Source organism: Kineococcus rubinsiae (genome assembly GCF_011839805.1).
GTDB lineage: Bacteria > Actinomycetota > Actinomycetes > Actinomycetales > Kineococcaceae > Kineococcus > Kineococcus rubinsiae.
This window is the reverse complement of sequence record NZ_VWPY01000090.1, coordinates 1-10,304: the sequence shown is the minus strand read 5'-3', so window position 1 is coordinate 10,304 and position 10,304 is coordinate 1. Positions and strand designations below refer to the sequence as shown.

At 76.2% G+C, this 10,304-nt stretch carries 10 protein-coding genes; 3 read left to right on the top strand and 7 right to left on the bottom strand.

Annotated features, from left to right (window positions below; translation table 11 throughout):
• The 4 genes from F1544_RS22445 to F1544_RS22430 form a co-directional block, all read right to left on the bottom strand.
• The coding region (locus F1544_RS22445; RefSeq protein WP_167588427.1) for a DUF222 domain-containing protein at positions 1-886 on the bottom strand (886 nt) is incomplete at its 3' end.
• 93 nt (positions 887-979) lie between these two features.
• Entirely contained in the window at positions 980-2,140 is a 1,161-nt protein-coding gene (locus tag F1544_RS22440; RefSeq protein ID WP_167588426.1) for an RNA polymerase sigma factor, read from the bottom strand.
• 1 nt (position 2,141) lies between these two features.
• Complete coding sequence (locus tag F1544_RS22435; protein WP_208972436.1) at positions 2,142-2,540, bottom strand: YciI family protein; 399 nt, start codon at positions 2,538-2,540, stop codon at positions 2,142-2,144.
• A 119-nt stretch (positions 2,541-2,659) separates the two neighbouring features.
• On the bottom strand, positions 2,660-4,279 hold the full coding sequence (locus F1544_RS22430; RefSeq protein WP_308470278.1) for a peptide chain release factor 3: 1,620 nt from the start codon (positions 4,277-4,279) through the stop codon (positions 2,660-2,662).
• A 150-nt stretch (positions 4,280-4,429) separates the two neighbouring features.
• On the opposite strand from F1544_RS22430, the gene F1544_RS22425 reads away from it, so the two are divergent.
• Complete coding sequence (locus tag F1544_RS22425) at positions 4,430-5,539, top strand: CDP-glycerol glycerophosphotransferase family protein (protein WP_167588423.1); 1,110 nt, start codon at positions 4,430-4,432, stop codon at positions 5,537-5,539.
• Here the strand turns inward: F1544_RS22425 and F1544_RS22420 are convergent.
• From F1544_RS22420 to F1544_RS22410, 3 genes are read right to left on the bottom strand one after another with little or no spacing between them, the layout of a single operon-like run.
• Positions 5,517-7,187: an FAD-binding dehydrogenase gene (locus tag F1544_RS22420; RefSeq protein WP_167588429.1), complete on the bottom strand. Its 1,671-nt coding sequence runs from the start codon at positions 7,185-7,187 to the stop codon at positions 5,517-5,519. The genes F1544_RS22425 and F1544_RS22420 overlap by 23 nt on opposite strands.
• 39 nt (positions 7,188-7,226) lie before the next feature.
• Positions 7,227-7,880 carry a LuxR C-terminal-related transcriptional regulator gene (locus F1544_RS22415; RefSeq protein ID WP_208972433.1) on the bottom strand — a complete coding sequence of 218 codons (654 nt, stop codon included), beginning with the start codon at positions 7,878-7,880 and terminating at the stop codon, positions 7,227-7,229.
• A 32-nt stretch (positions 7,881-7,912) separates the two neighbouring features.
• Positions 7,913-9,202, bottom strand: coding sequence for an ATP-binding protein (locus F1544_RS22410; RefSeq protein ID WP_167588421.1), 1,290 nt, complete (start codon positions 9,200-9,202; stop codon positions 7,913-7,915).
• 125 nt (positions 9,203-9,327) lie between these two features.
• On the opposite strand from F1544_RS22410, the gene F1544_RS22405 reads away from it, so the two are divergent.
• Together F1544_RS22405 and F1544_RS22400 are read left to right on the top strand one after the other, a co-directional pair.
• Positions 9,328-9,726 carry a PspC domain-containing protein gene (locus tag F1544_RS22405; RefSeq protein ID WP_167588419.1) on the top strand — a complete coding sequence of 133 codons (399 nt, stop codon included), beginning with the start codon at positions 9,328-9,330 and terminating at the stop codon, positions 9,724-9,726.
• 380 nt (positions 9,727-10,106) lie between these two features.
• Positions 10,107-10,304: FBP domain-containing protein (locus F1544_RS22400; RefSeq protein ID WP_208972431.1), on the top strand; the 198-nt coding region annotated here is incomplete at its 3' end.

Below are 10,304 nucleotides of genomic sequence, written 5' to 3'. Positions count from 1 at the left end.
AGGCGAGGAGTTCGCGGGCGATGGCGGCCGGCACCGGTCCGTGACCGGGGACGCTCGCGGAGACGTCACCCGCGTCCAGCAGCGTGTCCGTCGGCATCACGAGGTGGACGACGACCGGGACGGGCTCGGTCTGCGGGTCCCGGCCGGTGATCCGCTGGACGAGCGTGTCGGCCATGACCTGACCCCGGCCCCGCTCGTCGCCGGGTTCCCGGGTCGCGGCGTGCTCCTTGACCGCGGTCAGCAGGTCCGCGTGGACCGCGACCCCGTCGGCGACGGGCAGCAGCGCGGTCACGTAGGTCATCGTGTCCGGCGCGGGGCGGATCGACACGCAGCGCTCGTTGGCCGCCTTCCTCGCCCGCGCGACCGCGGAGGCCGGGTCGATCTGCTGGGCCAGGGCCCGCGCAGACCCGATGATCGACGCGGCACCGACTCCGGGACGGGCGAACTCCCCCGCCAGGGCCGCGTCGACACGAGCCCGGTCCTCCTGCGCCAAGCAGACCGTGGCCTGCACGACCCTCGTCGCATTCCACTCGTCGATGACCCCGCTGCGCAGGGCGGCCAGCGTCTCCGGCAGGTCCTCCACCAGCGCGAGGGCGGCACCGACGAGGCGTCCACCCTGGTGCGGGGAGACCCGTCGTGCGGCCGCGACCTGCGGACCCACCGACCGGCCGCGCCTCGCCGCGGGAACTCCGGCCGCAACCTCAGCGGTACGCACCGAGCGAGCCAGCGCCGCGGTCGCCTCGGCCTGCACCGCGGCCAGCGCCCGCTTCGCGCGTTCCGCGCCCGCGATCACGTCCACCAGTTCGGCGTCGGCGAGACCCGCGCAGACCGCCCGGGACAGCTCGTCGACCACCTGGTCGAGAGCCGTCACCGCCGCCGTGGACACGTGTTCGATCCTACCCGCCCCGACCGGCCGGAGCGAGCAAACCCGTTGTGCCGGAACGGGAACGCCGAGCGACGTCGACCGCCGCGGGCACGTTCAGCGTTCCCGCAGCGCCTGGTGCAGGCGCGCCGCCTGCCGGGTGAGGTGGTCGCGCTCGGCGAGGTTCGGGGCCGCCTGCGCCGCCGCCGCGTAGAGCCCCGCGGCCGTGGCGAGGTCGCCGTCCGCCTCGTGCAGGTGCGCGGCCGCGGCGTCGCGGCGCGGCACGTCGGCGGGCACCGCGGCGAGCGCCGCGAGGCCGGCCCGCGGGCCGTCGGCCTCCCCGACGGCGACGGCCCGGTTCAGCTGAACGACCGGGCTGCCGGTGAGCCGCAGCAGCTCGTCGTACCACTCGACCACCTGCACCCAGTCCGTCTCCCCGACGCTGCGCGCGTCCGCGTGCAGGGCCGCGATCGCCGCCTGCGCCTGGTACTCCCCGAGCCGGTCGCGGGCCAGCGCCGTCTGCAGGACGTCGACCCCCTCGGCGATCAGCGCCGTGTCCCAGCGCGAGCGGTCCTGCTCGGCCAGCGGCACCAGGGCACCGTCGGCGCGGGTGCGCGCGACCCGGCGGGCCTGGTGCAGCAGCATCAGCGCGAGCAGCCCCGCGGCCTCGGCGTCGTCGGTGAGGCGCACCAGCTGCCGGGTCAGCCGGATCGCCTCGGCGCTGAGGTCGACGTCGCCGGAGTACCCGGCGTTGAAGACGAGGTAGAGCACCCGCAGCACGGTCGGCAACCGTCCCGGCCGGTCCAGGTCCACGCCGGCGACGGCGCGCTTGGCCCGGGAGATCCGCTGCGCCATCGTCGACTCCGGGACGAGGAACGCGTCCGCGATCTGCCGGGTCGTCAGCCCGCCCACCGCGCGCAGCGTGAGGGCCTGCGCCGCCGCGGGGGACAGGGCGGGGTGGGCGCAGAGGAAGTACAGACGCAGGGTGTCGTCCACGGCCACGCCCGGGCCGGGAGCCGGTTCGGCGTCCACCCGCACCTCGCGGCCGCGGCGGGCGGCCGCGGACCGGACGGCGTCGAGGTGGCAGCGCCACGCGGTCGTCACCAGCCAGGCCAGCGGGTCGCGGGGCGCCCCCGCCGGGCCCGGCCACGTCGTCCACGCCCGCAGCAGCGCCTCCTGGACGGCGTCCTCGGCCGCCGCGAAGTCCGCTCCGCGGCGGACGAGGACGCCGATGACCCGGGGCGTCAGCTCGCGCAGCAGCCCCTCGTCGACGCTCACGTCACTCGGTGACGGGGGCGTCGCTCTCGAGGAACGGGCGCAGCTCCAGCCACTCGTGCAGCGGCTTCCCGCCGGGGCCGGGGGCCGCGGACAGCTCCCCCGCGAGCTCCAGCGCCCGCTCCCACGACTCGACGTCGACGACCATCCACCCGGCGACGAGGTCCTTGGTCTCCGCGAAGGGCCCGTCGGTCACGGGCGGCCGGCCCTCGCCGTCGTGCCGGACGAAGGTGCCCGTGGGCGCCAGCGCCGTCCCGGACACGAACTCGCCGCTGGCCCGCAGGCGGTCGGCGAAGTCGTCCATGTACGCGAGGTGGGCGTCGACCTCGTCGGGCGTCCACGTGTCCATCGTCGGCTCGGCGTTGGGGTGCTTCACCGGGCCGCCGCGGTAGTGCTTGAGCATCAGGTACTTCACGGTCTGCCTCCTGGGTCTCGGCGGTCCATCATGGCCGCACACCCTCCAGACGGAGCCGATCCGCCGTCCTCGACACGACGGCGGGCCCGGCACCCCGGACGGTTCCCTCAGGCCGGTTCCGTCGCCGCCATCACGGGCAGCAGCTCGACGTCGGGGTGGCTGCGCTCGAAGCCCGCCAGGCGCCACCGGTCGGTGAACAGGGCCAGGGCCTGGCCGTCGCTGCGCAGGACGACCTCGCTGCCGCGGTCGGCCTGCACGGTCGCGATGTCGCGCGCGTGGACCCGGCGCACCTCGGAGTAGGGCAGCGGGTCGATGCGCACCGGGGCGCGGAACTCGTTGGCCATGCGGTGCGCGGCGACCTCGTACTGCAGGGGACCCACGACGGCCAGCACCGGCTCGCCGTGGCCGCGCCGCTCGGAGTAGAGCACCTGCACGACGCCCTCGGCGTCCAGCGCCGCCAGCCCGGACCGGAACTGCTTGGCGTGGCCGAGGTCGGTCGGTGCCGCGACGCTGAAGTGCTCGGGGGTGAAGGACGGGATGGGCGGGAACGTCACCGAGGGGCCCGTGAACAGGGTGTCGCCGACGTTGACGTGGGCGGCGTTCACCATGCCGATGACGTCACCGGGCCAGGCGGTGTCCAGCGTCTGGCGGTCCGCGCCGAAGACGGTCTGGACGTGCTTGAGGACCAGGGGCCGCCCCGTGCGGGCGTTGCTGACGGTCATGCCGCGCTCGAAGACCCCGGTGCGGACGCGGGCGAACGCGAGCCGGTCGCGGTGGGCGGGGTTCATGCCGGCCTGCACCTTGAACACCTGCGCGCTGAACGGGGCGTCGACCGGGCGCTCGCGCCCCGCTGTGTCGGTGGGCGGGCTGGGCGGCGGGGCCAGGTCGCCGAGGGCCTGCAGCAGCTGGCCGACCCCGACGTTGGCGACGGCGGCCGTGAAGAGCACGGGCGTGCTCTCGTGGCGCAGGAACGAGGCCTCGTCGAGGTCCCCGCCCGTCGCGGACAGCAGGTCGCTCTCCTCCAGCGCCTGGTCCCAGGCGGACCCCTCGCGGCTCTCGGCCTCGGCGGGCGTCAGCCGCTGCTCCTCGGCGAGGCTCGCGCCGCCGGGCGTGCGGGTGAAGCGCAGGTAGTCGCCGGACGCGCGCTCCAGCAGGCCGCGGAAGTCCCCCGCCATGCCGACGGGCCAGTTCAGCGGCGTCGGGCGCAGCTTCGTGACCTCGGCGATCTCGTCGAGCAGGCCCAGCGCGTCCAGACCCGGGCGGTCCCACTTGTTGATCACGGTGATGACGGGGATGCGCCGCTGCTGGCACACCTCGAACAGCTTGCGCGTCTGGCGCTCCATGCCGTTGGCGGCGTCGACGAGCATGACCGCGACGTCGACGGCGGCCAGGACGCGGTAGGTGTCCTCGGAGAAGTCGGCGTGCCCGGGGGTGTCCAGGACGTTCAGCACGCGCCCGTCGTGGTGCAGCTGCAGGACGGCGGAGCTGATGGAGATGCCGCGCTGCTTCTCCATGTCCTGCCAGTCCGAGACGACCCCGGCGCGGCCGGCCTTGCCGTGCACGTGCCCGGCCTCCCGGATCGCGTGGGCGTGCAGGGCGAGGGCCTCCGTGAGCGTCGACTTGCCCGCGTCGGGGTGGCTGATGATCGCCAGCGTCCGCCGCCGCGCGGCCTCGGCCGCCACCTCGCCGTTCGCCACCACCGTCTCGCTCGACGCCTCCGCGCTCACCACACCCCCCGCTCCCGTGCCCTGCGGACGGCTCCCGCCCGACGTCCCAGGGTAGGTCCGGCCGGGCGAGAGGCGTACCGCCGCGGCCCGCGGGCGTGCGTCAATGGGCGCATCCCGGTGCAACCCCGTCGCCGGTCCGTCAGGAGACCCGTGAAGATCGTCTGGTACAGCTCGCCCGGTCGCTACGCCGACAACCCCCGCGCCCTGCACGAGCGGCTCCTGGCCCGGGGCGGTGCTCCCGCCGAGCACGTCTGGATCGCGGGCCCCCTGCACGCCGGCACCTTTCCCGCCGGGACGACCACGGTGGCCCGCGACAGCGCCGAGGCCGTCGCCGCGCTGGAGTCCGCCGACCTCGTCGTCGCCGACAACCACCTGCCGCGCTGGCGCAAGGGCCCCGGGACGACCCACCTGCAGACGTGGCACGGCACGCCCATGAAGCGCATCCACCGCGACGCCCGCGCGGCCGACCCGGCGGGGGAGGAGGTGCTGCGCGTCCTGGACGAGGACATCACGCGCTGGGACCTGCTGCTGGCGCCGAGCGAGGCAGCCGCCGTGCTCCTGCGCTCGGCGTTCCGCTACCCGGGCCCCGTGCCCGTGACCGGCTACCCGCGCAACGACGGGCTCCTGGCCGACGACGCGGCCGTGCGGCGCGAGCGGGTGCGCACCGCCCTCGGCGTCGCAGAGGACCGCACCGCGGTCCTCTACATGCCGACCTGGCGCGACGACGACCGCGACGGCGAGGGCCCCGACTTCCGCCTCGCCCTGGACCTGGCGCGCTTCCGCGAGCGCCTCGGCGCGGACCACGTGCTGCTCCTGCGCCTGCACCCCTTCGTCGCCGACGCGCTGCCGCCCCTGGACGGCCCCGGCGTCGTGGACGTCTCGCAGCACCCCGACGTCGCCGACCTGTACCTGGCCGCCGACGTCCTCGTCACCGACTACTCCTCGGCGCTGTTCGACTTCGCGATCACCGGCAAGCCGGTCGTGGGCTTCGTCTACGACCTCGAGCACTACCGCGACGCCGTGCGCGGCTTCTACGTCGACCCGCAGGAGTCCTTCCCGGGCCCGCTCGTGCGGGAGTCCGAGGAGGTGTTCGACGCCCTGGGCGACCTGGAGGGGCTCCGGGTCGAGTTCAAGGAGCGCTACGCCGACTTCCAGGAGCGGTTCTGCGGCGGGGACGACGGTGCAGCGGCCGACCGGGTGCTCGACCTGGTGCTGAGCTCCGGCCCGGACGGGGAGCTCAGGCCCGCAGCTCGGCGGTGATCGCCCGCCCGGCCTGGCGGCCCGAGAACAGGCACCCGCCGAGGAAGGTCCCCTCCAGGGACCGGTAGCCGTGCACGCCGCCGCCGCCGAACCCCGCGACCTCACCCGCCGCGAACAGGCCCGGCACCGGCGTGCCGGCCGCGCTCAGCACGCGGCCGGACAGGTCGGTCTGCACGCCGCCCAGCGTCTTGCGGGTGACGATGCTCAGGCGCACCGCGATGAGCGGACCCGCTGCGGGGTCGAGGATCCGGTGCGGCGCCGCGGTGCGGGCCAGGCGCTCGGTGAGGGAGCGGCGGGAGTTCCTGATCGCGGCGACCTGCGCGTCCTTGGTGAACGGGTTGGCCACCTGCGCGTCGCGCGCGACGACCTGCCGCTGCACGTCGTCGGGGTCGAGCAGGTCCTCGCCCGTGACGGCGTTCATCCCGGCGACCAGCTCGGTCAGCGTGCGGGCGGTGACGAAGTCCTCGCCGCGCCGCACGAACGCCTCGACCGGGGCGGCGGCGCCGGGGCGCACCCGCCCGAGCGTCAGCCTGAGGTCCTTGCCCGTGATGTCGGGGTTCTGCTCCGAGCCCGACAGCACGAACTCCTTCTCGACGATCCGCTGGTTCAGCACGAACCACGAGTGGTCGAAACCGGTGTCCGCGATCGCCTTCAGCGTCGTGAGGGTGTCGAAGCCCGGGAAGTTCGGGGCGGGCAGGCGGCGGCCGCGGGCGTCGAACCACAGCGACGACGGACCGGGGATCACGCGGATGCCGTGCCGCGCCCAGACGGGCGCGAAGTTCGTGAGGCCCTCGGTGTAGTGCCACATACGGTCGCGGTTGACGAGCCGGCCGCCGGCCTCGGCGGTGATCGCCAGCATCCGGCCGTCGACGTGCTCGGGGACCCCCGACAGCATCCGCCGCGGCGGGGTGCCCAGGCGCGCCGGCCAGTTCGCGCGGACGAGGTCGTGGTTCGCGCCGATGCCGCCGGCCGTGACGAGGACGACGGGGGCGTGGAACGCGAACTCCCCGGTCTCCCTGCGGGAGCTGGCGACTCCCCGCGCCGCGGTGCTGGGTTCCAGGACGGCGCCGCGGACGCCGTCGACCGTCCCGGCGGTCGTCGTCAGCCCGTCGACGCGGTGGCGGAACGCGAACCTCACCAGCCCGCGGGCCGCGGCGGAGCGCACGCGGCGCTCGAACGGGGCGACGACGCCGGGGCCCGTGCCCCACGTCAGGTGGAAGCGCGGGACGGAGTTCCCGTGGCCGTCGGCGAGCTGCCCGCCGCGCTCCGCCCAGCCCACCAGCGGCACCCACCGCACGCCCTGCGCGTGCAGCCAGGCGCGCTTCGCCCCGGCGGCGAAGTCGACGTAGGCCTCGGCCCAGCGCCGGCCCCAGTGGTCCTCGCCGCGCGGGTCGTCGACGTCGCGGTCGAAGCCCGCGGTGCCCAGCCAGTCCCGCATCGCCAGCTCGCGGGAGTCGCGGATGCCGACCCGGCGCTGCTCGGGGGTGTCGACCATGAACAGCCCGCCGAGGGACCAGGACGCCTGCCCGCCGAGGTTCGACTCCGGTTCCTGGTCCAGCAGCAGGACCCGCCGGCCGGCGTCGGCGAGCTCGGCCGTGGCGACCAGCCCCGCGAGGCCGGCCCCCACGACGACGACGTCGGCGTCCACGCGCGTCACCGGTCCACCCGCGTCACCGCTCCGCCCCCGTCACAGCAGGCGGCGGGCGGCCGCCCAGCGCGTGAGCTCGTGGCGGCTGGACAGCTGCAGCTTGCGCAGCACCGCGGACACGTGGGTCTCGACGGTCTTGACGGAGATGAACAGCTCCTTCGCGACCTCCTTGTAGGCGTAGCCGCGGGCGATGAGCCGCATGACCTCGCGCTCGCGGGCCGAGAGCCGGTCGAGCTCGTCGTCGGCCGCGGCGACCTCGCCCGTCATGGCCCCGAACGCGTCGAGCACGAAGCCCGCCAGGCGCGGGGAGAAGACCGCGTCCCCGTCGGCGACGCGCCGCACGGCGTCGGCGAGCTCGGTCCCGCCGATCGTCTTGGTCACGTAACCGCGTGCGCCGCGGCGGATCACGGCGATGACGTCGTCCGCGGCGTCGGAGACGCTGAGGGCGAGGAAGCGGACGGCCCCCTCCCCGGTGAGCAGGTCGGCGCACCGCGCGAGGACCTCGGCGCCGCCGGAACCCGCGCCGGGGGCGGGGGAGTCGCCGTTGGCCAGCGGCAGGTGCACGTCGAGCAGGACGACGTCGGGCCGGAACCGCCGCACCGCCTCGACGGCGCCCTCGACGTCGGCCGCCTCGCCGACGACCTCGACGCCCGGGTCGGCGGAGAGCTCCGTGCGGACGCCGACGCGGACCATGCGGTGGTCGTCGACGACCAGGACGCGGACGCTCACCGCGCACCCGCCGCGGGCACGGGCGGCAGGCGCAGGGCCACCTCGGTGCCGCCGTCGGCCGGGCAGCGCAGCGTCGCGGTGCCCCCGGCACGCTGCATGCGGCCGATGATCGACTCCCGCACGCCGAGGCGGTCCTGCGGGACGGCGTCGAGGTCGAAGCCCGGGCCGCGGTCGCGCACGAACACCTCCAGGGCCCCGGCCATGGACTCCGCGTACAGCGACACCGACCCGTCGCCGTGGCGCCCGGCGTTCAGCAGCGCCTCGCGGGAGGCCTGCACGAGCGCGGTGCTCGCGCGGTCCAGCGCCCGGGTGTCGAGGTCACCCACGAGGACGACCTCGACGGCGACGCCCGTGGCGTCCTCGGCCTCCGCCGCGGCGGTGCGCAGCGCGGAGCCGACGGTCCCCTCCGCGTCGCCGTGGTCGCCGTACAGCCACCGCCGCAGGTCGCGCTCCTGCGACCGGGCGAGGCGCGCCACCTCGGTCGCGTCGGAGCTGCGCTTCTGGATCAGCGCGAGGGTCTGCAGCACCGAGTCGTGCACGTGCGCGGCCAGCTCCGCGCGCTCCTGCTCCCGCGCCAGCGCCGCGCGCTCGTTGCCGAGGTCCGTCCACAGCCGCACCGCCCAGGGCGCCAGCACGAGCCCGATCCCCACGAGCAGCGCGAGGCCCGCGAGGGTCGAGCGCCCGACGGCGCTGACGTCGCCCACGACCAGCAGCAGCACGACGCCGGCGACGACGAGGGAGACGCCGGCCGCGACCCGCAGCGCCGCGACGCGACCCGAGCCCGCCCCGGCACCCGCGACGAGGCGGGCGCGGCGGGTCGCGTCGAGCTGGCTCCAGGCGAGGACCAGCCCGGCGCCGACCACGAGCAGCGGCAGCAGCACGCGGCTGGACACGCTGACCCCGCCGACGCGCAGCGCGGTGACCGCGCCGAGCAGCACGAGCGCGGCGCCGAGCAGGGTGTCGCGGTGCTCCAGCACCCACGCGGACGGGTCGGCCAGGCGCCCGTCGCGCGGGCCGTCGGCGAGCACGTCGCGCTCGTCGGGCACCAGCAGCCAGAACACCGCGTAGAGCACGATCCCCGTCCCCGCCAGCAGCGCCAGCGCCACGAAGGCCGTCCGCACGCGCGCGACGGGGAGCCCGACGTGGGCGGCCAGCCCGGCCGTCACCCCCGCCGCGCGGCGTCCCTCGAGGGGGCGCACGAACGGGGGGCGGTCGGTGCGAGGACGGGGCCCGGCCGCCGCGCCGGCGGCGGGCGCCCCGGGGAGGTGCTCGGTGGGCGTGGTCACCGGCCGATCGTGGCACGGGCGGCCGCTGCGCGGCGTCCCCCCGAGGGTGGTCTCAGGGGAGGACCAGGGTCGCCTCAGGGGCCTGCCCGATGCCCGCGGGTCCCCCGGGCGGCCACGGTGGTGCCATGCCCACCGACGAGACCTCCTCCCCCTCCTCCACCACCTCCGCTCCGCGGCCCACCGCGGACCGCTTCTTCGCCGGCGTCCGCTCCTGGGGCGCCGTCCGCTCCCTCGACCTCGGCCGGGACCGCTGGATGGCCGGCGTCGCCGGGGCCCTCGCGCGGCGCTGGAACGCCGACCCGCTGCTGGTGCGGGGCGGCTTCGTCCTGCTGACGCTGATCGGCGGCATCGGCCTCGCGGCCTACGGCGTCGCCTGGGCGCTGCTGCCCGACGCCCGCGGCCGCCTCGAGGCCGAGTCCGCCCACCGCGGCGACGTCTCCGCGGCGTTCGTCCTCGCGGTCGCGCTCGTCGTGGTCGACCTGTTCCTCGGCCACGGCCTGCTCGGCCTGGACCTGAACCTCTGACGCCTGCGCAGTCCCGGTTTGCGGTACAGGTCAAGGGGGCCCGACGACGTAGGATCGACGCCGCTGACCGGCCGGGTCGGCGTGGGAGCCAGGACGGGGGAGCGAGCGATGCGCAGCACCGCCGCGGGGAGCGAGGTGGCCGTGACGGCCTGCCGCACGCCCTCCCGGACCCGCGTCCGGCGCCCCTGACCCACCACCTCCCGCACGCCCACCGCCCCCGGTGCCGGCGTGCGCGCGGGCGGGGACGGAGCGGACGCGGTGTCGTCCCCCGCCCCGCTGTCGGCCTCCCCGCCGCACCCCCCGTGGTGCGGCGGCGTCCGCGCGTCGCCTGACGCGCAGGGGGCCGACCCCTCCGACGAACCCGGAAGCCGAGACCCGCTGTGAACCCCTTGTCCGAGAGCCAGATCCGCTCGTCCTTCGTCAACGCCAGCCGCCGCGAGGCCGCCCAGGCGACGCTGCCCGACCTGGGGAGCGTCCCGTGGGAGCGCCTGGAGTACCTGGGCTGGCGCGACCGGCGCTCGCCGGCCGTGGCCTACGTGGTGCTGCAGCTGGAGGACGGCCCGACGGGCGTCCTGCTG